Raw genomic sequence first — 22,146 nt, forward strand, 5'->3', positions numbered from 1 at the left:
AAGCGGTCATCCCCGAACCGGCCGACCAGCAGGGCCACCGCAGACGGCGCGGTGCCCGCGGCGGGCGCCCCGTCAGCCTCGACGCGGACGCCTACAAGGGCCGCAACGTCATCGAGCGTCAGTACGCTCACCTGAAGCAGTGGCGGGGTCTGGCGACCCGGTATGACAAGTACGCGATCATCTACAGGGCCGCTCTGGTCCTGAATGCTGTGCTCGCATGGTCAAAACGATTGTCAGACATGCCCTACCTGCGCATCACCAACGAGACGCTCGGCAGGCTGTCCAACAAGCAGGTGGCCCTCGATTTCGACTTCCGCCTCAGCGACGAGGCCGCGGCCTGCGGGGTGCGCACCGGATCCGTCTCCTCCACCAGCAACGGCGGCACCTCCCGGATCGCCTTGAACAACGGGAAGACCTACAACGCGACCAACGGCCTCGCCGTCCCGGCCAACGGATCCGTAGGACGCACCGACGGTACCTGCCGGCTCGGCCTGGACCGCACTGAGGCCTGCGGCACCACGGGTGTGAGCAGCTTCGCTCTGTGTCGCGGTTTTCGCTGCGTTCCGTGTCGGGTTAGGTGGTGCCGATGACGAGGGTGCTGCGGGCGGCTTCGACGACGTCGTTGGTGATGACGTCGAGCTCGTTGATCTTCAGGACACGTTGAATCTGTGGGAGGAGACGTTCGAGGAGACGGAAGTTGCCGCGGGTGATGCGTTCGACGGCGGCGATGGCTTGCGCGTCAGTGAAGTCGTCGGGGTCGAGGGTCTTGCCGAGCTTGCGCCATTGACGTTCGAGGACGAACAGCAGCTCGTCGTGGCCGAGGGGGCGGTACTGGTGGGCGAACCCGAGTCGGCTGTAGAGCTGTGGGTAGTGAGTGAACTGCTTCTCGATGCCGGGCATGCCGATCAGGATCATCGCGATGCCTGTTCGGTCGTACTGGTCGCGGAGCCACTCGATGGCGTTGCCGGTGAGGCGTTCGGACTCATCGATGATGATCAGCTCGAGCAGTGACGGGTTGGGGCCGTGCGCGTGGTCGACGTGGCCGCCGTGGAGGACGAGGTGTTCCTCGATGCAGCGTTCGGTGCGGATCATGTCGTGCCGGAGGTCCTCTTGCAGGGCGCGCATCGTCGCGGAGACCTCGGGCGTGTAGAAGACGGTCCGGGCGCGGTGGGCCGCGGCATAGATCTTGGTGACGTTCACCTCGTCGGGCGTCGGTTCGTGGTTTGTGAGCTCGTTCCCGGTGCCGGCGCGGCCGGCCCACCAGGTGTTCGAGAGAATCTGGCCCGGGTTAAGAACCGGGATGGGGCGTTCGTAGCGCTTGACGAGGTAGGGCGCGAGGAGCCGGTCGGAGTCGTCGGGGATGACTATGGGCGGATTAAAGGTGACGGTGATGTCTCGCGCGGGGGTCGGTCCGAGGTTGGTGATGATGAAGTCGATGGAGGAGTCGCTATCGACCGCGGGGCGGAACTCGGCGGCGATCATCGGCTGGGATCGGGCTTTGCTGTCCAGGGCGGCGGAGATGAGCGCGATGATCGCGACGAGCGCGGCGACAACGCCGGCGACGGCGCCGATCGCGCTGCCGTACTCGTTGATCCAGGTCCAGGCCTCGAGCACGCTCATCCGGGTCATGAGGTGAGCGTAGCTGCGAGGCGGAACTGGCTAGAGAGACGGGGCGCGTCGTCTGGACATCGTGCCGCCGCAGGCTCTGAGGCGCCGGCGGCCGCGGATCGCGCCTGAGATGGATCGGCGGCCACCGGCGCGGGGGTCAGTGCGCGGCTCCGAGCTCGATCATGAGCACCCCGACGATGATCAGGCCGATACCGGCCGCCATCACCTTGGTCAGCGGTTCCTTGAAGAGGATGCGGCTGAGGACCGCGGTGAGCGCGACACCGGACGCGGCCCAGATGCCGTAGGCGACTCCGAGGGCCAGGCCCTCCACGAGGGCCATGGTGATGCCGAAGAACGCGATGCCGTAGCCGCCGAGGACGGCGAGCAGCCACAGGCCCTTCTTCTTGGAGCCGGAGGTCGCCATGCGCAGCGAGAGGGCGCCGGCGACCTCGAAGATGATCGCGATGATGAGGAACAGGTAGGCCATCAGACGGTCCCTTCACGCTTCTTCGTCGCGGCCTGCGAGCCGAGCTCGACGCACAGGACCCCGCCGATGACGACGGCGATGCCGAGGGTCATCAGCGCGGTCAGCGGCTCTCCGAAGATGACTGCGGAGAGGATCGCGGTCAGGGCCACTCCGGCGGCTCCCCAGATGCCGTACCCGACGCCGAGGGGCATGCCCTGCTTGAGCGCGCCGGCCAGGAGCGTGAACGCTCCGATGTAGCCGACCGCGACGAGCGCGAAGAATCCGGGGGCGTCGACGGCAGCTTTCAGTGACAGGGAGCCTGTCACCTCGAGCGCGATCGCCCCGGCGAGGAACACCCACTTCATTTCTGTACTCCTTCATCGATCAGTCGTTGGGCGATGCCGCGCACGAGTGCACGCTGCTCACCGGTCATGCTCAGAAGTCCGAGCGCCTGGTCGGTCCAGGCGCCGTCAGCGATCAGACGCGCCGACTGCAACGCGGCTTTCTGGCCAGCGTCGCCGGGTGCGTCCTCCCCGAACCAGGGCCGCAGGCGCTCCCGCCACTGGGCGGCGAGAGTGTCGCGCAGCTTCACATCCGCGAGCAGCGCGAGATCGCCCCCGTCGAAATCGGAGAGCACCTCGAAGTCCACATACGCGCGCAGCCGCTCGACCGGATCGGTGACCTCCCCGATCGTCGCGGCGAGCTGTCCCTCCCAGAGGTCCATCACCCGATTGACGACGCCGACCATCAGCGCCTCCTTCGAGGAGAAGTGATGCACCACCCCCGCCTTACTCATGCCTGCTTCGGAGGCGACGGAATCGATCGTCACCACGCCACCGCGCCGCAGCACGGCGATCGCATCATCGAGCAGCTGCTCGGTCGTCTTTGCCATGCCCCGAGAGTACCGACCAAACGTTTGGTCGGTCAAGTGACATAGCGCTATGGGTAGCAGGCGTCCCGTAAGGGGATCGCTTACCGGCACACACAGATACGACGCCGAGCGCCGCGAAAATCCGCGGCGCCGAGTGTCCCGTGTGAGCAGCTTCGCTCTGTGTCGCGGTTTTCGCTGCGTTCCGTGTCGGGTTAGGTGGTGCCGATGACGAGGGTGCTGCGGGCGGCTTCGACGACGTCGTTGGTGATGACGTCGAGCTCGTTGATCTTCAGGACACGTTGAATCTGTGGGAGGAGACGTTCGAGGAGACGGAAGTTGCCGCGGGTGATGCGTTCGACGGCGGCGATGGCTTGCGCGTCAGTGAAGTCGTCGGGGTCGAGGGTCTTGCCGAGCTTGCGCCATTGACGTTCGAGGACGAACAGCAGCTCGTCGTGGCCGAGGGGGCGGTACTGGTGGGCGAACCCGAGTCGGCTGTAGAGCTGTGGGTAGTGAGTGAACTGCTTCTCGATGCCGGGCATGCCGATCAGGATCATCGCGATGCCTGTTCGGTCGTACTGGTCGCGGAGCCACTCGATGGCGTTGCCGGTGAGGCGTTCGGACTCATCGATGATGATCAGCTCGAGCAGTGACGGGTTGGGGCCGTGCGCGTGGTCGACGTGGCCGCCGTGGAGGACGAGGTGTTCCTCGATGCAGCGTTCGGTGCGGATCATGTCGTGCCGGAGGTCCTCTTGCAGGGCGCGCATCGTCGCGGAGACCTCGGGCGTGTAGAAGACGGTCCGGGCGCGGTGGGCCGCGGCATAGATCTTGGTGTCGTCTTCACTGCGTGCGGCCCACCTGGCGATGAACGGGCCGATGCTGTCCCAGTGCGCGTAGCGGCGCGCTGAGAGGGTCTTGCCGACGCCGGCGGGCCCGAAGCAGACGCCGATGGTGTTCTGCTTCCGGACCGCGTCGGCAAACTCTGCGAACCGGCGGTGCTCCTTGGTGACGATGAACTGGCTCGTCATGACCGGTCCTCCTCGTAGGTCTTCAGTCGCGGCCGATCCGTCTCGACGGCTGCCGGTGTGGTGGTGTCGTCGAGTTTGGGATTGACGATCGCGATGCGTTCGTGGATCTGCCCGCGTAAAGCCCGGCGGTGAGCGTTCCTGGCGGCTTGGATCTGCTTGAGGCTGATCGTCTCGGTCTGGTGCTCGGTGCTGATCGCGGTGCAGAGGAACACGTCGCGGTGGAAGACGCGGATCTCGGTGACGTCGCGTGGGTCGTACCGGACACTCACGGTGCTACCGACGAACGGCGCGAGAGTGGCCGCGGTGTAGCGGAGGCCCTCGAAGTGGATGCCATCGCGCTGCACGACCCGCGTCGTGGGGACGGTGAGCAGGAACCCGTCGAGCTGTTCAAGGGACTCCGGGAGCCGTGGCAGCCACCCGTCTGCAATCCACGCGTGCAGTGGGCTCGTCCGGAGCTCGCGGTGGGTGCGGGCGTTGTAGCTGCGGATGAACGTGCTGATGGCACTGTCGACGCCGCCGAGATCCAGCGCCGGCGTCGGCGCCGAGGATCCGGCTGCGAAATGGCCGGGGAGCGTTGGGAGCAGTTCGGTGTTGATCGTGCCGAAGAACCGCTCGATCTTCCCGCGCCCCTGGGGCCGGGCGACCTGCGAGTGGATGATGCGGAGGTGCAGCACAGCGGCGGTGTCGCCGAGACGATGGCTGGTGAAGTCGGACCCGTGGTCCGTGTAGAGCACGTCCGGGATCCCGCAGACGGGCCAGTCCGGTTCCGGCTTGTGCCAGATCGCTTGGCGCAGCGCGAGCGCGGTGTTCGCCGCTGACGGGGCACCGAGGAACACCATGTACCCGCAGATCGCGCGGGAGTAGTCGTCGAGGATCACCGTCAACCACGGCCGTGCGGGCTTGCCGTTGGGCCCGACGATGAGCAGGTCAAGCATCGTGTGGTCCGCCTGCCAGATCGCGTTCGGGCGGTCCGCGCGACGTCGGAGCAGCAGCTCGTGTTTGTCACGGTATGACGCTGGCCCCTCGAGTGCGAGCGTCACCATTCCGGGATCGAGCCCGTTCACGATCGACCGCACGGCGGAGTACGACGGCGACGGCAGTCCCCGTTCAGCGCAGTGGACGCCAACCTGACGGTGAATGGTGGCGATCGACGGCCGCGGCTTGGTGAGCGCAAGCCCTTCGACCAGGCGGACGAGTTCCGGTGCTGTGCGTCGGACGCCATGGTCGGCGCGAGCGTCGTCGGCGAGGGCGGCGTATCCGCCTGTCCGGTAGCGGGCGAGCCAGCGTTGCAGGGTGCGCTCGGTGACGCCCGTGCTGCGGGCCAGAGTGGCAAGCGGGATTGCGTCCTCGACGTGCAGTCGAAGGATTCGCCACCGCTCGCTCGCGTCCATGACCGGCTACATCGTCGGTGAGGGCTTTGCGCGTCGGCGGGCGACGGGTTCGGCGTGCTTCGCGAGCGTCCGGTAGATGGTGGTGCGGCTGACGCCGAGGACATCGCCGATCTGCGCGACGGTCATGTCCTGCTGTTCGTAGAGCCGGCGTGCGGTGCGCACCTGGTCCGCGGAGAGCCGAGATGGTCGGCCGCCGGTTCTGCCGCGGGCTCGGGCGGCGGCGAGGCCGGCGTTGGTGCGTTCCTTGATGAGGTCCCGTTCGAACTCCGCCAGCGCAGCGAAGACGTGGAACACAAGCCGGCCACCGGGTGAGGTGGTGTCAATGGTCTCCTGCAGCGACCGGAACCCGATGCCGCGTTCGGCGAGTGCGTGCAGCTGGTCGATGAGGTGCCGGATGGATCGACCGAGCCGGTCGAGTCGCCAGACGACGAGAGTGTCGCCGGGGCGGAGCTGGTCGAGGAGCTTGTCGAGCTCGGGCCGGTGTTGCAGCGACCCGGACATGGTGTCGACGAACACGCGGTAGCAGCCGGCGGCGCCCAGCGCGTCGATCTGTAGCGACGCGTCCTGGTCGGTGGTGGACACGCGCGCGTACCCGAGGAGGTGACCCATGGAGAGAACGTAGCGAAACTCGACCAGGAGGGGTAGTGGCGGCACGTAGATTCCGGGATTGGGTTCCGTTACAAGACACGCCGCCTCACACGCTGCCGAACCGTCGGCACGGGCAGTTGTAGCGGAGTCGTTCGTATTTGCTACAGCCGGTGAGTCAGCGCCGCGAGCCGGAGCGCTTGGACGGAACGTCGTTGTTGTTCCGCGCGATGGCGGCCGTTGGCCGGAGAGGGGTGTGGTGCCGCGATGACGGGTACGAGTCGGGGGTGCTCGTCCAGGGTGAGGTGCCGCATGACTCCGTTGAGGGCGGCGGTACCGTACGTGACGATGGCATCGAGCACGGGGAGCACCTTGAGCAGAGTTTCGAGGGCGTGTCGCCCCTCGTCGATGTCCACAGGTCGGACGCGGCCGAGAATCTCCCACGGGATGAGGTTCCAGCGGAGGTAGTCGTTGCGTGCGAGTCCGGACTCGATGCGGGCTGCGCGGAACGCGGCCGCGGTCGGGCCCGGGTTGTCCTCGCTGCAGATCGCCGTGTGCGCTGCGGCGATCGTCTGGGGGCCGGGCGACTGCATGAGGACCAGGACGCGGCTGGATGTGCCGCCGGATCTCGGGTCGAAGTTCGGGACGAACCGCCGTGAACCGTCGGGTGCGGTGCGCCATGCCTCGGCGAGGGCGTTCAGGGATCGAACGTCCGCGACCTCGTCCGCGAGTTCGTCGGGGGTGCTCATGCCGGCTGTGGTGGTGCGAGGAGTGTGCCGCGGATGACGGAGCCGTGGAAGGTGCGGACGGCAACGGTGATCCACGCGGCGACGAGGCCCACGTAGTAGACGACTGCGAGGACGGCGACGACGGTGAGTCCGGAGTGCAGGGCCAGGCCGTTCAGGCCGGTGACGCAGGTGCCGACGGGGAACGTGAATGACCACCAGGTCAGGCTGAACAGCAGGTGTTCGCGGGCGGTGCGGATGGTGATGGCGAGGGCGATGACGGTCCACAGCAGCGCGAAGCCGAGCATCGCGAACCCGTACACCAGCGCCACGACCAGCAGTGCGTGGGCGGTCGACGCGTCGACGACGGCGGGGGCGTTCGATGCGAGGAGGTTTACCGCGGTGATGGACTGTCCGACCGGTCCGAGGACGATCCACAGGGTCGGCACCATACCGGCGGCACCGACCTTGTGTTGCGCGAGACGGTTCCAGATCAGCGTAATGACGACCAGGGACGTGATGAGGCTGAGGCCGAAGAAGCCGTAGCAGGACCACAGCAGGGTCTCCCGTGCCTGCCCGGCGGGGGCATACGGCAGGAGGAGCGCACCGGTCGAGGCGGACACCATCGGCGGGACGATCGGCATCAGCCAGCCGCCGAACGCGGATTCGGGCGTGTTCTCGTGGCGGGTGAACGCCAGGTACGGCACCAGGACCGCGGTGAGCAGGCCGCCGATGGTGCCGATGGTCCAGAGGACCCAGTCGACGGTGACGGCGGCGGGGAGGCCGATCCAGTCCTTGCCGAGGAGGATCGTGCCGGCGCCGACGGTGAGGAACGCCATGGGCGGTGCGCCGTAGAAGTGGGAAATCACCGGGTTGAGGTGGTGCTTCGCTGCGGTGCTCCGGTAGCGGACCCAGTGCAGGACCGTCGCGATGGTGAGGGCGACGAGCAGGACCGCCGCGATCGCCCAGACGACCGTCGCCGCCGTGCGCAGACCGGGGAACTGCAGCGGTAACGACGCGGCCGCGACGGCGACGATCCCGGTCCCCATGATCGACGCGAACCAGTTCGGGGTCAGGTTCGACACGATCAGGCCGGGCCGCTCCAGCTCCCGGAACAGCCGCCGGTCGCGCACACCGTGCTCAGAGGCTGCGGGTGCGTGGGCGAGGTGAGCGGACATGCACCCATCGTGCGCGTGTGCCCCGTGGTTCGGGAACGGCGGACTCGTTGGCAGGGCACAATGGTTGCTTGTGGCACTGCGGCGGTTGACGGACCGGATCCTGGACCTCGACACCCTCGAGGTCCTCGTCCGCGTCGCGGAGACCGGGTCGTTGACCCGCGCGGCCGAGGTGTTGGGGGTGACACAGCAGGCGGTGTCTGCGCGCTTGCGTGCCGCGGAGCAGGCGACCGGTCAGCCGCTGGCGCACCGGACGGCATCCGGGACCGCGCTGACCGACGCCGGCCGGGTGGTGCTCGGTCTCGCCGTCCCGGTGTTGGAGGCCTCCCGGCGGCTTGAAGCAGGCGTCGCCGCGCTGCGGGAACCGGCGGGATCCCTCGTGATCGCAGCGTCGCAGACGATCGCCGAACTCCTGCTGCCCGGATGGCTGCTCACCCACCGTGCTGCCACGCCGGATGCGTCGGTGCGTTTGATCGCGGGGAACTCCGCCGACGTGACCGACCTCGTCCGTTCCGGCGCTGCCGACGTCGGGTTCACGGAGACTCCTGCTGCGCCGATTGGCCTCTCATCGTTGGTGGTCGATGAGGACGAACTCGTGGTCGTCGTCGCCCCGCACCATCCTTGGGCAAGCGCTTCGGCCATCACCTCGGATGACCTCGCGGAGACACCCCTGCTGCTCCGTGAGGAAGGGTCCGGCACCCGCTCCACGGTCGAAGCGTGGCTCGACGACGCGGGTCTGACCCTGGTCCCGCCGGCTGCAGTGCTGGAAACGACTGGCATCATCCGCGCCAACGCTCGAGCGGGCATCGCGCCCGCGGTGATGAGTCTCCGCACCGTCGACACTGACCTCGAAGACGGTGCCCTCGTCCGGGCGCTACTGCTCGGCCCGCCACTGATCCGGCCGCTGCGAGCGATCTGGTCAGGCCGCCCGGGGCCCGCTGTGACGGCGTTCCTGGACACTGCTCGCAGCTCGAGTACCGGTGGTCAGATCAGTCCGTAGGGCAGCTCCGGGTGCTGCTCGGCGATCTCGGTGAGCCGGTTGTACTTCGCGACGCGTTCCCCGCGGCCGGGTGCGCCGGACTTGATCTGCCCGGTGCCGGTCCCGACAACGAGGTCCGCGATGAACGTGTCCGTGGTCTCCCCAGAACGGTGGGAGACCATGCTGGCCATCCCGATGCTCTTGGCGGTGGCGATCGCGCCGAGGGTCTGGGAGACGGTCCCGATCTGGTTCGGCTTGATCAGTGCCGCGTTCGTCAGCTGCTGCTCGCCGCCGTCGCGGATCCGCTGTGGGTCGGTGACGTAGAGGTCGTCGCCGACGATCTGGATCCGGTCGCCGAGCGCCGCTTGCATGCGGCGGAACCCCTCATGGTCGTCTTCCGCGAACGCGTCTTCGATGCTCCGGATCGGATACGTGTCGATGAGGTGCCGGTAGTAGTCGACCAGCCCGTCCCGGTCGAGGCTGTCGTTGAGCACCCGGTAGGAGCCGTCGCCCTGGGAGAACTCGTTCGCGGCCGGATCGAGCGCGATCGCCACCTGATCGACGCCCGGCTCGTAGCCGGCGGTACGGATCGCGTCGACGAGCAGGTCGAGCGCTTCCTCGGGCGCAGCGATCGACGGTGCGAAACCGCCCTCGTCGCCGAGGCCGAGGCTGCCGAACCGGTCCCGAACCAGCGCCGCGAGAGCGTGGTACACGTCTGCGCCGATTCGGACGGCGTCTGCCATCGAGCCTGCGTTGACGGGAGCGATCATGAACTCCTGGAAGTCCAGCTCGTTCGCTGCGTGCGCGCCGCCGTTGAGGACGTTGAAGTGCGGGACCGGCATCCGCGGCGTCGAGCCGGTGATCTCAGCGATCCACTGCCAGAGCGGGAGGTCCGCGGCATGGGCGAGGGCCCTGGATGCGGCGATCGAGGTGGCGACAACGCTGTTCGCGCCGAGCCGGCGGTACCCGGTGGTGCCGTCGAGTTCGGCAAGGGCGGCGTCGATCTGCCCGATCGCCGACCACGACCGGCCGGTGAGGAGCCCTGAGATGTCGGTGTCGATCAGGTGGAGCGCCTGGGTGACGTCGCGGCCGCCGAACGCGGAACCGCCGTCGCGGAGCTCGACGGCTTCGTGGGCGCCGGTGGATGCGCCCGCGGGGGCGTCCCCGGTGACGGTGCGGCCGTCGTCGAGCTCGAGGGACACGCGGACGGTCGGGTAGCCGCGGGAGTCGAGGATGCGGGCGCCGTGGACGGCGTCGATGGTGACGGGGTGGTCGTGGTGGGTGACGTACTCACCCTGATGGGCTCCGTGGTGGTGGATGCCGCTGATGTAGTCGTTCATGGTGACGCTCCTTCGGTTCGGTTCGGGTCATGCGTCGAGCTGGTCTGTGGTTGGAAGGGGAAGCCGCGGGGAGGCGGAGGGACGACCTGCTGGCGATCACTCAGCGCCAGTGCCTCCCCGCGGCAGTCTGTGGACCCGTGGGTCACGGGTGTCGGGTGTGGGCGTTCTGTGCGGTGCGGATGACGGCTTCGGCAGCAGCACGGTCGGCCCACCCGTTGGTGGTGACGTGCTTGCCGTGCTCGATCTCCTTGTAGTGGGCGAAGAAGTGCTCGATCTCCGCCAGCGTGTGTTCCGGCACATCGGTGATGTCCCGCAGCTGCGCGAAGCGGTCGTCGCCAGCGGGAACGGTGAGGATCTTGTCGTCGCCGCCGTTCTCGTCGACCATGCGCAGCATCCCGACCGGCCGGACCGTGATGACGACGCCGGGGAACGTGGGACGGGGCAGGAGCACCAGGGCGTCGAGGGGGTCGCCGTCATCGCCGAGGGTGTTGTCGATGGAGCCGTAGTCCTGGGGGAACACCATGCTGGTGAACACCGCCCGGTCGAGCCGGATCCGGCCGGTGGTGTGGTCGACCTCGTACTTGTTGCCGCTGCCGCGGGGAATCTCGATCGTGACGTCGAACAGCATGGGTACCTCCGGTGCTGGAGCGGGTGGGTGGTCAGTGAGTGGGGTGGTCACAGGGTGCCGCCGAGGAGGATGCCGGCGGTCGCGGCGGCGACGGAGACGACGAGCATTCCGAGACCGTTGATCGCGGCGGCGGTGATCCGTCCGCTGCGGGCGAGGCGGACGGTTTCGAAGCTGGCGGTGCTGAACGTGGTGTAGCCGCCCATCACCCCGGTGCCGAGGACCGCGACCGGCACCGCGCCGAGGTGCGTGGCGGCGCCGACGATGATCCCCAGCAGCAGCGACCCGGTGATGTTGATCGTCAGCGTGCCGACGGGGAGCCGGAACTCCCGGCCGGTGTTGATCAGCCCGTCGAGGAGGAACCGACCGGCAGCGCCGGCACCGCCACCGAGGGCGACGACGACGATGAGGGCGGCGTTCATGCTTCCTCCGTTCGGGGACGGAACCAGCCGGCGACGACGAGACCGCAGGCGGTCGCGATCGCGCCGGATAGGACAGTGAGGAGCGCGTAGCCGGTGCCAGCGAGGCCGTGGCCGTCGAGGAACAGGGCGGCGGTGGACTCGGCGAGGGTGCTGTAGGTGGTGAACCCGCCGAGGACCCCTGTCCCGAGGAGCAGCCGCAGCACCCTCCGGCGACCGGCATCGGGCCCACGGTGCGCGAGCGCTTCCAACAGCACACCGAGGGCCAGCGCCCCGGTGATGTTGATCCAGAAGATCGACCAACTCACCCCGCCATCGGCAGGGAGCACGCTACTGATGACGTCGCGGAGGGCAGTACCGCCGGCCCCACCGACGGCGACGAGGCCGACGTACCGCCACCGCAGATGCACCGGCCGCATGGTCGTTGCCGGGTCGGAGACGTCGACGTCCGGGTCGGGAGGGAGCTGGTCGTCGGGCATCGGGGTGTCCGTTCGGGTGGTCATGTTCCGCCTTCTGCCGCGACCAGCGCCGCGGCGTGCTGTGCTGCTACCGGATCCAGGAACGCCCCACCCCGCGGGACGAGAGCACCCGTCGGGGCGAGGTGGTACTGCACGGGTTGCCCGGTCGGCAGGTTGAGCTGCTCGAGCTCCGGGTCGGTGAGGTCGTCGATGCATGCGCAGAGTGCGCGGAGCGAGTTCCCGTGCGCGACGACGAGGACGCTCCGCCCTGACCGCACCATCGGCAGGAGCCGGTCGTGCAAGACGGGGCGGACCCGCTTGATGACGTCCGAGAGTGCCTCGGTGCGTCGGAGGGCGCCGTCGGGCAGGCCGCGCAGCGCGGAGCTCGACCGCAGTTCCTCCCACAGGTGCAGCGACATCGGTGGCGGTGTGCCGGTACGGGACCTGCGGAGCCGCACGTACTCGTCGTCACCGAGCATCCGACGGGCGTCGGTCTTCGTCATCCCGGTCAGGGCACCGTAGTTGCGTTCGTTGAGCTGCCACACCGCTTCCGTGGGCAGCTGTGTCCCGAGGGCGTCGCAGACCAGTTCGGCGGTGCGGACGGCACGGCGCAATGTGGAGGTGACCACGACGTCCGGCGTGATGTGGTTCGACCGGAGGAGCTGTCCGGCTGCGGATGCTTGCCGTTCGCCGCGGTGCGTGAGCGGGACGTCGAGGAGCCCGGTGAAGGTGCCGGCTTCGTTCGCGGTGCTCTCCCCATGCCGCAGGAGCGTCAGCATGCCCGTCACGGGGCTTCCGACGGGAGGAGGACGGTGGCGCCGACCGGGTCGTGCGGGACGACCAGTATCGGCCGGTGCTGCTGATGCGTCAGGTGCGCGGCGACGGACCCGGTGAGCAGTTCCGCTATCCGGCGTCGGCCAGCCTGGGATCCGACGACGATCATCACCGCGTCACGTTCCTCAGCCACCGCAGCGAGTGCGTGACTCGGGTCCCCGACGCGGGAGACGAAGTCCACGTCGACCGATCGCGCCGCAGCAAGATCTCTGATGACCCGCATGTCTTCGTCGGGGAGCTGCTGCGGGTCGCTGTCCGCCGTGTCCGGGTCGATCGGTTCGATGATCTCCGACCCGTCCGCACGCACCCCCGCTGACAGCAGCGCCGGATCGACGACCACACACACCAGGCGGGCGCTGAAGCGTTCAGCGACGGCAGCCGCGACACCGACGACGTCGTGCCCCTGCCCGGACTGCACACCGACCACGACAACACCGGCAGTGTTCGACTCGACCATGACATCTCCCTACCTCAGGCGCACAGAAGCGCAACCAGCTGAGATAGGGACTGTTGTCGACGAGTGTCGAGGTTGGGTCCGGCAAGCCCCACTGCCGGGTCCGAAGACACCACCAGTATGCACCCACCACCCCATGCCCGCACCGACGATCTTCCGCACCTCGAGAACCGGTCCGCTTCGTGACGCGGGACGACAGGGAGAGAAGCTTGAAGGACGACACAGAGCGAAGCTGTTCACACGCCAGGCCGATTCTTCTGCCTGAATGCGGGTGACCCACCCAGCGGGCACCCATGCCTGCAACCGTTCGGTGCTGGGCGCCTCCTCCCAGGCGATCAGCACATGGGTGCTCGACCAGCGGGCAGCCATCGCATCGACCCGTCCCCGGTCGGGGAGCATGACCCGCACGTAGGGGGCGTCCTGGTAGAGCGCGGAGTGGACCTCCTCGGGGCTGCGGAAGGCCGGCGGCTCGTAGACCGGGATCACGACGCCGCGCGCGGTCCGCGGGCGGCGTCGTGGCGAGCCTTGCGGGCCGCGCGCATGCTGGCCTTCTGGGCCGGCTGCTCGTAGAGGACGAAGGCGGCCTCCCAGAGCAGCTCGGCGACGTCGGCGATCTCCTCGGGGGCGTACTGCACGCCGGCATGGATGCTGTCGTTGCCCACGACGCGGGACTCATGCAGGTCCTCCAGCACCTCGGCGTCCAGCCGCGGGGTCAGGCTGTTGATCTTGGCCTTGAGGTCCCGGCCGGTGCCGCCCTGGTCCTTGACCATCTCCTCGGTGGCCGCGCGGTAGAGGACGCCGGCGGCGCGCAGTGCCCCGGCGTCCTCGCAGATGCTGGCCTCCTCGTAGATCGAGGCGACGCCCGCTGGGGCGGCCTCGGGAAGCTGCCGCGGGGGCTTGGCCGGCACGATCATCGTCCGGGACGTCCGTTCCTCAGCGGTCATCGTCCGGTCGTCGGCCTCACGCTCCCTCGAGTGCTCGAGGAGGACGATGGTGCGATCGCAGAACTGGCAGCTGTAGACAAGGACCAAGTCCCTGGCCTGGCGCATCCTCTCGAGGTACCCGGTCGCACCCCCCTGAGCCGGGTCTGGCACGGGCTGGCGCGCGTAGTACGGATCCCAGGTCGGGCTCACCTGCGCCTGGCCGACGAGGTGGGCTGCCACGTGGTGTCCGCAGTGGGGGCAGAGGCCGGTGCCGTCGGTGAAGTCCTCGCTCATGCCGGTCAGTCTAGGGGCGGGCTCCGCGCGGCTGGGCCTGCTCACGCTGGGCCACACGCGCGCTGTGCAGCGCTCCGGGGCGGGGGGAGGTCTCGTGCTTGAAGGCCAGGTAGTCGACGACGTCAGGCTCGCACCAGAGCCGTCCGCGGGTGACCGGCTCGGGGAACTGGCGGTCGCGCTGGCGCAGGGAGCGGGCCGAGCGCTCGGCCACGCCCAGCAGCTCGTTGACCCGCGGCTCGGCGATCAGGCCGATCACCCGCGGGTCCAGGCCCGCCTCGTGCAGCTCGGTGGCCGCACTGGCCGCGCGGTGGCGCACGGCGGTGGTGGCCGCCTCGTAGGAGTTGGCCCCGGCCGCGCGGGCGAGGATGTCCAGCAGTGCCGCGGGGGGCCGGTAGGGGCCCTGGTGGGCGTGGGGGTCCAGGGCCTCGTCCCACCGGCGTGCCGGCGGGGCCGGCTTCTCGTGCTGATTCATCCCCATCGGGTGCGTCCTCCTCGTCGTCCCCACCGGCGGGCGCCGGCCTCATCCTGGGCCACGCGTTCCTCCTTGGAGCGCACGGCGTTGAAGCTGGTCACGGACAGTCCCACCAGCTGGCCCTGCGTGACGGCGTCGCGGGCGTAGCGGTCGCCCATCTGGGAGGCGATCCAGCCGCCCATGTCCCCGCCGTTGCGGTCGCGCACGTCGGAGACGACGTCGGCGGCCAGGTAGCCGCCCTTGGAGCCGACGTCGAAGGTGCGGGTGCGGCCGCCGCCGATGTCCACGGTGGCGCGGATGTGCACGCGCTTGTCCTGGTGACGGGCGCCGCGGGCGACGTTGACGATCGACATGCGGGCCGCGTGCAGGCCGGCCCCGCGCTCGGGCGATCCGACGGTCTTGGGCAGCTGGATCCGCACGATCCGGTTGCCGTCGGGCAGGTGGGTGGTCGTGGTGGAGTGGCGGGTCAGGGAGGGCCCGCGCCGGGTGTCCCTGGGGACCACGGTGGGCTTCTTGGCTCCGCGCTTGGCGCGCACGGGCACGATCTTGCCGGCCGCGTTGCGCCGGCGCCGGGGCGCCTTAGAGACGGCGCCGGTCTCGTGCAGCTCGGTCAGCGCGTCCCGGTAGGACTCGCCCGAGGTCTCCCCGCGGGCGATCTTCTGCATCATGCGCGGGGAGCGGTTCATGGCCGCACCGAGTTCGGCCCAGGTGAGTCCGTAGGCCGAGCGCACCCGGGTGACGAGCTCGGCGGGGCTCAGCTGTGCCGGGTCACTCACCGTCGGCCTCCTGCTCGTCGTCGCCGGGCAGGTAGTCCGTCCCGTCGACGGGGGCGGCCTGCATCTCGTATTCGGAGTAGGCGGCGTCCACGCCCAGGCGAGCGGCCTTGGCGCGCAGCCTGTTGCGGGCGGTCTCGTCGGCGGGAATCTTCAGCGGTCCGGGGACGTAGCCCTGGAGGCGCATGCGTCCCACCCGGCCGTCATCACCGCCGCCACGCTCCTCGGCCAGGGACCAAGCGGGGACCTCGGTGGTGTAGATCGCGTCGCCGCGCACGCCCAGCAGGGTGTGGGCCGGCACGTGCAGGGCCCCGCCCTGGAGACCACCGGCCATAGGTCCGGAGAGCATGCGCGCCCGGGCCCGGCCCCAGACCTGCACGGCGAACTCGGGGTGGTAGTAGCGCTGAGCCTGGCCGTCGAAGCGCGGCTTGGTGGTCCAGATGAAGGCCTTGCCGTGCTGCTTGACGTCGGGGGCGTTGGCCGGGACCTCCTTGGGGTCGAAGGTGATGTGGGTCTGCACGCGCCCGCGGGCCGCGAAGTTGCCGATCGTGTTGATCAGGATCGAGCGCAGTGCCGCGGAGACGGCGGTCTTGATGACCTCGTCCATCAGCGGGTCGCCGGCGACGGCGGCGCGAGCCTTGACCAGGTTGTCCTTCCAGGTGTCCAGCGGGCGTGCACGCACGCGCCGGTCGCGGTCGCGGGCGCCGGGGACATCGGTGGTGAACGCGACGGACTCGATGGGGTCCAGCTGCCAGCCGTGGCGGGCGGCGACGAAGAACTCGGCGGCGTCGATCCAGGCGCTCCCGGTGGCGCCGGGGCGGTTGGGCCAGTACCAGCCCTCGGAAGCCTTCTCGTGCTGGACGCCGATCAGGCCGATGTGGTCCCAGGTGTCGGGGACCTTGAACTGCACGTGCACGCGAGCGCGGGCGTAGGGGTTCTCCCGGAGCATGTCCGCGGTGTCGTCGCGGCGCAGCCGGTACCCGGGGCCGATGCCCAGCTCACTGCACATGGCTCCGTACATGAAGCGGCCGTCGACGTAGGCGAAGCCGTCGATCTTGGGGGTCTTCGCCGGGTCGTGCAGGGGGATGCAGTCCGGGTGAGTGTCCGAGGAGGATCCGGCCACGAGGTGCTCGACGTGGTGCTGGCCGGAGGTGCGGTGCAGCTCCTCGGCGATGTCCTCGGTCAGCGGGTACGGCTCGAGGTTCTTCGGCAGGGTCAGGGCCCAGAGGTTGGCGCCGGTGGCGGTGGGGCTGTCCATGAGCTTGGCTCCGCGGAAGTGCGCACCGATGATGCCTTCGGTGGCCTGCCAGGCCAGGCGGGCCTGATCCGGGCTCAGCGGGGCGTCGCCGAACCACCCGGAGACGAACTGCACCAGCATGCGCTTGCCGGTCTGGCGGTGCTCGAAACGGCCGGTGGCCGGGGAGCCGAGGTTGTGTCCTCCGTCGATCCAGCCGGGAGTCTGCACCAGCAGCCAGTGGCGCTTGCCCGGCGTGGCCACCGGGGTCTTGCCCGTGAAGAAGATCCGGTCCACACCGACGGCGGCCGCAGTGTCGAGCATGTCGGTGAGGTTCGGGTTCTTCCGACGCGGGCCGATCTTCGGCGGCACCGCCTGCCCGTTGTCCAACACGCCCCGGCCCGTGGTGTAGTCCGCCCACAGGTTCTTGCGGGCGGCGAGGTTGCGGTAGGCCACGGGGCGGAACGTGGTGGGGGTGTTGTCGCGCAGGCCAGCGCGCCCTCCGGGACGCTCGCGGTTGGAGTAGGCCATGGGGACCTCCGGTCGATCTGACAGTTAGGGCAACCCTACATTGCGCTAAGCCTCCTCGGTAGGGAGCAGGTCCAGCGCGTCGAGCTGGCCGGGCAGCACCGCGGGCGGGGACGTGTCGTGGAGATCGTCGGTGCCGGCCTCCGGGGTCGGTTGGCCGGCGTGGGCCAGCAGGGCGAGCTCGGCGGCCAGGGTGTGGGCGCCGCAGTGGCGGCTGCGGTGGCGGGCCAGGCGGCGACGGTCACCTGGCATGGGCCATCTCCGTCACCAGGGAGCTGCGCCAGAGCGAGGTGTGCACCACGGTGGAGCCGGCGGCCATGGTCTGGCCCAGGTGGTGGGCGATGCCGCGGCAGGAGACGGACAGGTGGATCCCGACGGAGCGGCCCAGGCGGTGGATGCCCAGCAGGAGGTTCTCGGCGACGTCGGCCTCGTGTTCCCCGGCCGGGGCGAGGTCGGCCCAGCGCTGGCGCAGATGGGCGTAGTCGTCCAGGACGAGCACGATGGGCTGGAAGGGCTCGGGGCACTCCTGGGCGAGGGAGGCGACCTCCACCAGGTGGTAGCGCTCGCGCATCAGCTCGCTGGCGGCACGGATGCGCTCGAGCTGGTCGCTGACGTCGGCGGTGACCACCTGCGCGTACCGATGGTCCTCGACCTTGTCCAGCTCCCCGGGCAGGCCCAGGCCCCAGGCCTGCCAGCCCACGGAGACCGCGGTCTCCATGATCCCGCGCTGGATCACGCTCTTGCCGCTGTCGCGGTCGCCGATGATCAGCAGGTGACCCTGGTGGGGGTCCCAGAGCACGTGCTCTCCGGCCTCGACGGGGCCCAGGTCGATCGTGGCCTGCATGTCGGCGGCCGGCGCGGCCTCTGGGGCCGGGGAGGCGTAGCGGTCGGGGAGGTAGCCGTGCCAGTGCTCCCCGGTGGCCTCGTCCACGGTGACCGGCGCGCTGGAGTAGCCCATCTTGCGCAGCTTCTCGACGGCCGCGGGGTCCTGGGAGACGTCGACGAGGGTGTGCGGGATCTTGTGGGCGCGCAGGTGGGCCTTCACGGTCATGCAGGGGCCGCAGCCGGGACTGGTGTAGATCGTGTACATGGGTGCTCCTCGGTCAGGGAGATGGTCGGGGCCGTGGCCGGCCCTCACTTCCCATAAGGCCGGCATCCGGCGCTGATGTCCCTCCCCGTTCCGGGGTCAGCTTTCATGCGCCGGGTGCAGCAGCAACGCGTCGGCGGGGATCGTCGAGGTGTGCTCGAGGTGCCCGACCTCGAGGCCGGCGGCCAGCAGGGCCTGGACCGCGGGATGGTCCTCGGCCAGGTCCTGGAGGAGGACCAGGGGGACGTGTCGCGGAGATGCGGGCGGCGCCGCTTCCTCGGCCGGCGCGGCCGGCAGCGGCGACTCCGTCGCACCATCCGCGGCGAGGGTGCCTTCTGGCTCGGCTTCTGGCGTGGGTTGTGGCGTGGAGTCCAGGCCGGCCTTCCGTTGCAGGCGGGCGAGGTCGGCGTGGCGGGCCGGGGGCAGCTTGGCGGTCTCGAGCAGCTCGAGGGCGCTGGTGAGTCCGGTGTGGTCGCCGCTGGCGAGCCAGGTGGCCACGATCAGGCCCACGCGACCGGCCTTGCCGGAGTCGTGGCCGGGGTCGCCGGGAACAGGGTGGGCCGCGGTGAGGTCGTCGAGCTGGGCGTGCTTGAGCCCGGCGGTGAGCAGGCCGGTCAGCGCACGGCGGTCGCGGGCGGAGAAGGTGCGGGGCACCTGGTCAGGATGCCAGGTAGCCCAGGACGGCGAGCAAGGCGAGCACGTGCCCGGCGACGAGGTACGGGGCCATGGGCACGCGGGTCTTGCGCTGGCCGCGCAGCAGGGCCGGGACCGCGCCGAACAGGGCGGCGAGCACGTAGCTGGCCAGGATGGCCAGCACCCAGGCACCGGGGCCGTGGACACCGGTGGCCAGGGCGGCCACGGTGACGAGCTTGACGTCGCCCATGCCGGTGCCGCCGATCAGGTGCATCACCATCAGCACGACGGCGGCGATCACGGTGACCACCAGCCCCTGGAGGGCCCAGGCACCGTATCCGGTGACCAGCAGCCCCACCGCGGCGCCGAGGTTGATGGCGCCCAGGGCGGCCACGGCCCAGTTCGGGATGAGCCGGTGGGCCCGGTCCACGCGCGCCATGTAGATGCCCAGGCAGGCCAGGGCGATCAGGGCGAGCGCGGCGTGGACCATGAGCACGGGCAGCCCGGCGACCGCGGCGCCGGCGATGCCCAGCAGGGCAGCCAGGGCCCCGCCGGGGCCGATCAGGGTGCGCACCGTCCGCGGCGGCACCGTGTAGGGCGCCGGCGCGGGGTCGGTGGCCGCGGGGGACGTGTCGTGGAGATCAGGCGACACGGTAGCCATGGGCCCGCAGCTCCTCGATCAGGGCGGTGGTCTCCACCTCGGGCTCGAGGTCCTCCTCGAAGGACTCCAGGTAGGAGTAGAGCTTCTCGATCAGGCGGGTGACCTCGGTGTGGTTGCCGGCGGCGGCCTCGGTGACCAGAGCGTCGCGCCAGGCGGCCTCGTTGGCGGGGTCGATCGCGCGGCCGACGCGGGCGGCCAGCTGGGCGTGCTCGCGGTGGCCGGCGGCCAGGGAGCGGGCCACGAGCTCGTGGGCGGCGTCGCAAATGGTCTGGACCATCTCCTGGACCAGGGTCTCGGTCCAGGCGACGTTGGAGGCCTTGGCGTGCTCGAAGGGCACTCCCCTCACCAGACGCATGGCGGCGACCAGGGCGGGGGTGGAGGCCTTCACGGGGTCATCGCCGATCAGGGACTGCACGACCTGCCAGTCGGTGAGCACGTCCTCGTGGACGCGGTAGCCCTCGCTGCCCACGGCGGGCAGGTAGGGGGTGCCGTCCGCGGCCTGGCCGAGCAGGCGGCGGGTCTGGCCGGTGAGCTTGTTGCGGTTGCTGGAGGCGGACTTGCCGTCGGAGCGCTGGGTGGGCCAGAACGCGGCGTGGACGGCCTCGGCGCTCGCGCCGGGGTGCAGGGCCAGGTAGGCGGCCAGGGCGACGCAGCGGGCGGTCTGGGTCGTCGAGACCTCGCCGGTGGCCGCGGTGACGGGGGCCTGGCCCTGGGCGCCGACGAGCTTGAGCTCGCCGAGCATCAGGATCATCGGGGCCTGGGTGGTGGCCTGCTCCAGCAGGTGTGCGGCGTCCAGGTCGATCTGCTTCTGCGGGTCGGTCGAGGCCAGCTGCTCGGGGGCGGCGTCCTTCTCGTCCTCGTCCGCGTCCTCCGCGGGGGACGTGTCGTGGAGATCGGTGGCCGCCTCCTGCTGCGCCGGCTCGGCGGTCGCGGCCGGCTCGGGCTCGGGCTCGGGCTCGGGCTCGGGCTCGGGGGCAGTCTCGGCGGGTCCCGCGGTCTCGGTGACTGCGACGACGGCCGGGGTCTGGTCCTGGGCCTCGGGGGTGATGTCCTCGGGCTCGGTCGGCACGGCGGCCGCCGCGGCCTGGTCCTGGCTCTCCTCGTCCTCGTCCTCGTCCTCGTCCTCGTCCTCGTCCATGGTGTCGTGCGGGGCGGGCGCAGGGGTCGGGGTGTGGCGGGCGGCCTGGGCGGCGAGCACGTCCTCCTCGTTCTCCTCGGCCGGATCGGTCTCGTCCTCGGCGGTCTCAGCGGCGGGGACCGCGGGCTCGGGGATCAGGGGCAGGTCCTGGGTGTTCTCCTCCTCATGGAGCATCTCCTCGAGATCGGCCACCGCGCTGAGGTGGGGGCGCTCGTCCAGGACGGTGTTGATGTCGATCGTGGCGGTCGTCCCACGGCCGGTGGAGCGGGGGTCCTCCAGGGCGGTGGCCAGCAGCTCCTTGATCCGCTCGCCCTCCTCGGGGGTGATCTTCTGCGGGCGCAGGTGCTGATTGACCGGGAGCAGGTCGGCGTGGTCCTCGTCCTCGAGGTTCAGGATCCAGTCGGAGGCCAGGGGGTTGGCGGTGGTGACCGCGGCGATGCCCAGCCGCGGGATGGCGCCGGCCAGGTCGGTGAGGCGACGAGCCTGGGCGGGGGTGGGCTCCAGGCCCAGCAGGACGATCTCGGGGCCGAAGGCCTCTTCCTGGTTGGCGGCGCGGGCCTGGTCGAGGGTGGCGGCGTCCTGCTCGTCGAGGGCGCGGCGGATGTCCTTGGCCTTGCCGTCGAGCTGGCCGATCAGCTGGTCCAGGTCGTCGATCTGGCGGACGCGGCCGTCGCTGACGACCTTGGCCAGGCCGTCGGCGACTCCGACGAGCGTGATGGTGACGTTCTCGGACCAGCTGGAGGTGGCCAGCTCCACGGCCATGGCATCGAGGACCTGGGTGGTCAGCTGGGGGTCGCCGTCGATGCCGAGGGTGCCCAGACGCTCGAGGTCGAGCAGGACCTGGGAGCGAGTGTCGTCCTGGCCGACGGTGACCAGCGAGGGGTAGGGGGCAGCGGGCAGGTCGGGGTCGATGTCGATGGAGCCGGAGGCCAGCGTCCAGACGACGCCGTCGTCGGTCTCGGCCACGAAGGGCTCGGGCAGCTGCGCGGGGGCCATGAGGTAGAGGGCGATCTGCTCGGGCGAGACGCGCACGAGGAACAGCTCAGGCAGGTCCTGGCCGTTCTCGTGGGCCCAACGGGCCAGCCAGCGCTGGACGACGTCGAGCTCCTCAGCCTGCTCGGGCTCGGCGACCACGCGCAGCTGGGTCTCCAGCTGCGCGGTCTGCTCCTCGGGCATGGGGACGGACTGGCCGGGCTGGCGGCGGCGGCGCTGGAGCTGGCGGCGCAGGCCGACGATGCCCAGCAGTCCGGCCGCGGCGAAGGCGCCGATGCCGCCGATAGTGGCCCATGCGGGGACCTCCTCCGGGGCAGCCTGCTCCTGGTGGGAGGACAGATCGGCGGGGGCCGGCGCGGTCTGCGTGAACGCGCCGCCGGGGACGGCGGAGGGGCCCTCCTGCTCGGCGGGGGCCGTGGAGGGAGAGCCGGCGGCGGTGGGGTCGTGGGGCAAGG

25 protein-coding genes and 1 pseudogene are annotated in these 22,146 nt (G+C 70.1%); 2 read left to right on the forward strand and 24 right to left on the reverse strand.

The window, feature by feature from the left end:
• Nucleotides 1-245: pseudogene (locus D8M29_RS01735) on the forward strand (transposase); the annotation flags it as partial.
• Between the two features lie 328 nt (nt 246-573).
• Here the strand turns inward: D8M29_RS01735 and D8M29_RS01740 are convergent.
• The 9 genes from D8M29_RS01740 to D8M29_RS01775 all read right to left on the reverse strand — a co-directional run bounded on the left by D8M29_RS01740 (nt 574) and on the right by D8M29_RS01775 (nt 7,849).
• Nucleotides 574-1,392 carry an AAA family ATPase gene (locus D8M29_RS01740; protein WP_370450140.1) on the reverse strand — a complete coding sequence of 273 codons (819 nt, stop codon included), beginning with the start codon at nt 1,390-1,392 and terminating at the stop codon, nt 574-576.
• 373 nt (nt 1,393-1,765) lie between these two features.
• A complete protein-coding gene (locus tag D8M29_RS01745) occupies nt 1,766-2,095 on the reverse strand; it encodes a multidrug efflux SMR transporter (protein ID WP_020628217.1) in 330 nt (109 codons plus the stop codon).
• A complete protein-coding gene (locus D8M29_RS01750; protein ID WP_031943843.1) occupies nt 2,095-2,439 on the reverse strand; it encodes a multidrug efflux SMR transporter in 345 nt (114 codons plus the stop codon). The genes D8M29_RS01745 and D8M29_RS01750 overlap by 1 nt, the downstream gene beginning before the upstream one ends.
• Complete coding sequence (locus tag D8M29_RS01755) at nt 2,436-2,966, reverse strand: TetR/AcrR family transcriptional regulator (protein WP_002857203.1); 531 nt, start codon at nt 2,964-2,966, stop codon at nt 2,436-2,438. Before D8M29_RS01755 ends, D8M29_RS01750 begins: the two co-directional genes overlap by 4 nt.
• A gap of 191 nt (nt 2,967-3,157) precedes the next feature.
• Nucleotides 3,158-3,970 carry an AAA family ATPase gene (locus D8M29_RS01760; protein WP_002857202.1) on the reverse strand — a complete coding sequence of 271 codons (813 nt, stop codon included), beginning with the start codon at nt 3,968-3,970 and terminating at the stop codon, nt 3,158-3,160.
• Nucleotides 3,967-5,361: a Mu transposase C-terminal domain-containing protein gene (locus D8M29_RS01765; RefSeq protein ID WP_002857201.1), complete on the reverse strand. Its 1,395-nt coding sequence runs from the start codon at nt 5,359-5,361 to the stop codon at nt 3,967-3,969. Before D8M29_RS01765 ends, D8M29_RS01760 begins: the two co-directional genes overlap by 4 nt.
• 6 nt (nt 5,362-5,367) lie before the next feature.
• Entirely contained in the window at nt 5,368-5,970 is a 603-nt protein-coding gene (locus tag D8M29_RS13465; protein WP_002857200.1) for a recombinase family protein, read from the reverse strand.
• Between the two features lie 140 nt (nt 5,971-6,110).
• Nucleotides 6,111-6,695, reverse strand: a complete 585-nt coding sequence (locus D8M29_RS01770) for a uracil-DNA glycosylase family protein (RefSeq protein ID WP_002854173.1) — start codon at nt 6,693-6,695, stop codon at nt 6,111-6,113.
• On the reverse strand, nt 6,692-7,849 hold the full coding sequence (locus D8M29_RS01775; RefSeq protein ID WP_002854171.1) for a TDT family transporter: 1,158 nt from the start codon (nt 7,847-7,849) through the stop codon (nt 6,692-6,694). Before D8M29_RS01775 ends, D8M29_RS01770 begins: the two co-directional genes overlap by 4 nt.
• A gap of 70 nt (nt 7,850-7,919) precedes the next feature.
• Here D8M29_RS01775 and D8M29_RS01780 point away from each other — a divergent pair, with 70 nt between their 5' ends.
• Nucleotides 7,920-8,846 carry a LysR family transcriptional regulator gene (locus D8M29_RS01780; protein WP_002854169.1) on the forward strand — a complete coding sequence of 309 codons (927 nt, stop codon included), beginning with the start codon at nt 7,920-7,922 and terminating at the stop codon, nt 8,844-8,846.
• Here the strand turns inward: D8M29_RS01780 and eno are convergent.
• The 15 genes from eno to D8M29_RS13570 form a co-directional block, all read right to left on the reverse strand.
• Nucleotides 8,831-10,165 carry a phosphopyruvate hydratase gene (gene eno / locus D8M29_RS01785; protein WP_002854168.1) on the reverse strand — a complete coding sequence of 445 codons (1,335 nt, stop codon included), beginning with the start codon at nt 10,163-10,165 and terminating at the stop codon, nt 8,831-8,833. The genes D8M29_RS01780 and eno overlap by 16 nt on opposite strands.
• A 142-nt stretch (nt 10,166-10,307) precedes the next feature.
• Nucleotides 10,308-10,793 carry an inorganic diphosphatase gene (locus D8M29_RS01790; RefSeq protein WP_002854167.1) on the reverse strand — a complete coding sequence of 162 codons (486 nt, stop codon included), beginning with the start codon at nt 10,791-10,793 and terminating at the stop codon, nt 10,308-10,310.
• A 47-nt stretch (nt 10,794-10,840) separates the two neighbouring features.
• A complete protein-coding gene (locus D8M29_RS01795) occupies nt 10,841-11,212 on the reverse strand; it encodes a CrcB family protein (RefSeq protein ID WP_002854166.1) in 372 nt (123 codons plus the stop codon).
• Nucleotides 11,209-11,688 (reverse strand): CrcB family protein, encoded by a 480-nt coding sequence (locus tag D8M29_RS01800; RefSeq protein WP_020625841.1) that lies wholly within the window; start codon nt 11,686-11,688, stop codon nt 11,209-11,211. The genes D8M29_RS01795 and D8M29_RS01800 overlap by 4 nt, the downstream gene beginning before the upstream one ends.
• A gap of 20 nt (nt 11,689-11,708) precedes the next feature.
• Nucleotides 11,709-12,446, reverse strand: a complete 738-nt coding sequence (locus tag D8M29_RS01805; protein WP_063718739.1) for a 2,3-diphosphoglycerate-dependent phosphoglycerate mutase — start codon at nt 12,444-12,446, stop codon at nt 11,709-11,711.
• A 5-nt stretch (nt 12,447-12,451) separates the two neighbouring features.
• Nucleotides 12,452-12,958, reverse strand: coding sequence for a universal stress protein (locus tag D8M29_RS01810; protein ID WP_002854163.1), 507 nt, complete (start codon nt 12,956-12,958; stop codon nt 12,452-12,454).
• 479 nt (nt 12,959-13,437) lie between these two features.
• Nucleotides 13,438-14,172, reverse strand: coding sequence for a DUF4145 domain-containing protein (locus tag D8M29_RS01815; protein ID WP_119218016.1), 735 nt, complete (start codon nt 14,170-14,172; stop codon nt 13,438-13,440).
• A gap of 10 nt (nt 14,173-14,182) precedes the next feature.
• On the reverse strand, nt 14,183-14,650 hold the full coding sequence (locus D8M29_RS01820) for a hypothetical protein (RefSeq protein ID WP_119218015.1): 468 nt from the start codon (nt 14,648-14,650) through the stop codon (nt 14,183-14,185).
• Nucleotides 14,641-15,420, reverse strand: coding sequence for a hypothetical protein (locus D8M29_RS13485; RefSeq protein ID WP_153239422.1), 780 nt, complete (start codon nt 15,418-15,420; stop codon nt 14,641-14,643). The genes D8M29_RS01820 and D8M29_RS13485 overlap by 10 nt, the downstream gene beginning before the upstream one ends.
• Nucleotides 15,413-17,182 carry a hypothetical protein gene (locus D8M29_RS01830; protein ID WP_194073776.1) on the reverse strand — a complete coding sequence of 590 codons (1,770 nt, stop codon included), beginning with the start codon at nt 17,180-17,182 and terminating at the stop codon, nt 15,413-15,415. Before D8M29_RS01830 ends, D8M29_RS13485 begins: the two co-directional genes overlap by 8 nt.
• 45 nt (nt 17,183-17,227) lie before the next feature.
• Complete coding sequence (locus D8M29_RS01835; RefSeq protein ID WP_127434972.1) at nt 17,228-17,431, reverse strand: hypothetical protein; 204 nt, start codon at nt 17,429-17,431, stop codon at nt 17,228-17,230.
• On the reverse strand, nt 17,421-18,269 hold the full coding sequence (locus tag D8M29_RS01840; RefSeq protein ID WP_158604222.1) for a glutaredoxin family protein: 849 nt from the start codon (nt 18,267-18,269) through the stop codon (nt 17,421-17,423). The genes D8M29_RS01835 and D8M29_RS01840 overlap by 11 nt, the downstream gene beginning before the upstream one ends.
• Nucleotides 18,270-18,365: 96 nt before the next feature.
• The gene (locus tag D8M29_RS01845) at nt 18,366-18,920 is read right to left on the reverse strand and encodes a hypothetical protein (RefSeq protein ID WP_069941616.1); all 555 of its coding nucleotides are present in this window, start codon (nt 18,918-18,920) and stop codon (nt 18,366-18,368) included.
• A 4-nt stretch (nt 18,921-18,924) separates the two neighbouring features.
• Nucleotides 18,925-19,560 (reverse strand): A24 family peptidase, encoded by a 636-nt coding sequence (locus D8M29_RS01850; protein WP_127434971.1) that lies wholly within the window; start codon nt 19,558-19,560, stop codon nt 18,925-18,927.
• A partial coding sequence (locus D8M29_RS13570; RefSeq protein ID WP_202975949.1) for a bacterial transcriptional activator domain-containing protein occupies nt 19,541-22,146 on the reverse strand: 2,606 nt, incomplete at its 5' end. The genes D8M29_RS13570 and D8M29_RS01850, both read right to left, overlap by 20 nt.

Source organism: Micrococcus sp. HSID17227 (assembly GCF_003989405.1).
Classification (GTDB): domain Bacteria; phylum Actinomycetota; class Actinomycetes; order Actinomycetales; family Micrococcaceae; genus Micrococcus; species Micrococcus luteus.

What these genes read in the sequence shown, in the direction of transcription:
- D8M29_RS01760 (WP_002857202.1), bottom strand. Translation starts at nt 3,970, where the DNA reads ATGACGAGCCAGTTCATCGTCACCAAGGAGCACCGCCGGTTCGCAGAG.
- D8M29_RS01765 (WP_002857201.1), bottom strand. Translation starts at nt 5,361, where the DNA reads ATGGACGCGAGCGAGCGGTGGCGAATCCTTCGACTGCACGTCGAGGAC.
- D8M29_RS01800 (WP_020625841.1), bottom strand. Translation starts at nt 11,688, where the DNA reads ATGCCCGACGACCAGCTCCCTCCCGACCCGGACGTCGACGTCTCCGAC.
- D8M29_RS01820 (WP_119218015.1), bottom strand. Translation starts at nt 14,650, where the DNA reads ATGGGGATGAATCAGCACGAGAAGCCGGCCCCGCCGGCACGCCGGTGG.
- D8M29_RS01750 (WP_031943843.1), bottom strand. Translation starts at nt 2,439, where the DNA reads ATGAAGTGGGTGTTCCTCGCCGGGGCGATCGCGCTCGAGGTGACAGGC.
- D8M29_RS01770 (WP_002854173.1), bottom strand. Translation starts at nt 6,695, where the DNA reads ATGAGCACCCCCGACGAACTCGCGGACGAGGTCGCGGACGTTCGATCC.
- eno (WP_002854168.1), bottom strand. Translation starts at nt 10,165, where the DNA reads ATGAACGACTACATCAGCGGCATCCACCACCACGGAGCCCATCAGGGT.
- D8M29_RS01745 (WP_020628217.1), bottom strand. Translation starts at nt 2,095, where the DNA reads ATGGCCTACCTGTTCCTCATCATCGCGATCATCTTCGAGGTCGCCGGC.
- D8M29_RS01840 (WP_158604222.1), bottom strand. Translation starts at nt 18,269, where the DNA reads ATGTACACGATCTACACCAGTCCCGGCTGCGGCCCCTGCATGACCGTG.
- D8M29_RS01795 (WP_002854166.1), bottom strand. Translation starts at nt 11,212, where the DNA reads ATGAACGCCGCCCTCATCGTCGTCGTCGCCCTCGGTGGCGGTGCCGGC.
- D8M29_RS01810 (WP_002854163.1), bottom strand. Translation starts at nt 12,958, where the DNA reads ATGGTCGAGTCGAACACTGCCGGTGTTGTCGTGGTCGGTGTGCAGTCC.
- D8M29_RS01850 (WP_127434971.1), bottom strand. Translation starts at nt 19,560, where the DNA reads ATGGCTACCGTGTCGCCTGATCTCCACGACACGTCCCCCGCGGCCACC.
- D8M29_RS13465 (WP_002857200.1), bottom strand. Translation starts at nt 5,970, where the DNA reads ATGGGTCACCTCCTCGGGTACGCGCGCGTGTCCACCACCGACCAGGAC.
- D8M29_RS01830 (WP_194073776.1), bottom strand. Translation starts at nt 17,182, where the DNA reads ATGGCCTACTCCAACCGCGAGCGTCCCGGAGGGCGCGCTGGCCTGCGC.
- D8M29_RS01805 (WP_063718739.1), bottom strand. Translation starts at nt 12,446, where the DNA reads ATGCTGACGCTCCTGCGGCATGGGGAGAGCACCGCGAACGAAGCCGGC.
- D8M29_RS01815 (WP_119218016.1), bottom strand. Translation starts at nt 14,172, where the DNA reads ATGAGCGAGGACTTCACCGACGGCACCGGCCTCTGCCCCCACTGCGGA.
- D8M29_RS01755 (WP_002857203.1), bottom strand. Translation starts at nt 2,966, where the DNA reads ATGGCAAAGACGACCGAGCAGCTGCTCGATGATGCGATCGCCGTGCTG.
- D8M29_RS01775 (WP_002854171.1), bottom strand. Translation starts at nt 7,849, where the DNA reads ATGTCCGCTCACCTCGCCCACGCACCCGCAGCCTCTGAGCACGGTGTG.
- D8M29_RS01835 (WP_127434972.1), bottom strand. Translation starts at nt 17,431, where the DNA reads ATGCCAGGTGACCGTCGCCGCCTGGCCCGCCACCGCAGCCGCCACTGC.
- D8M29_RS01790 (WP_002854167.1), bottom strand. Translation starts at nt 10,793, where the DNA reads ATGCTGTTCGACGTCACGATCGAGATTCCCCGCGGCAGCGGCAACAAG.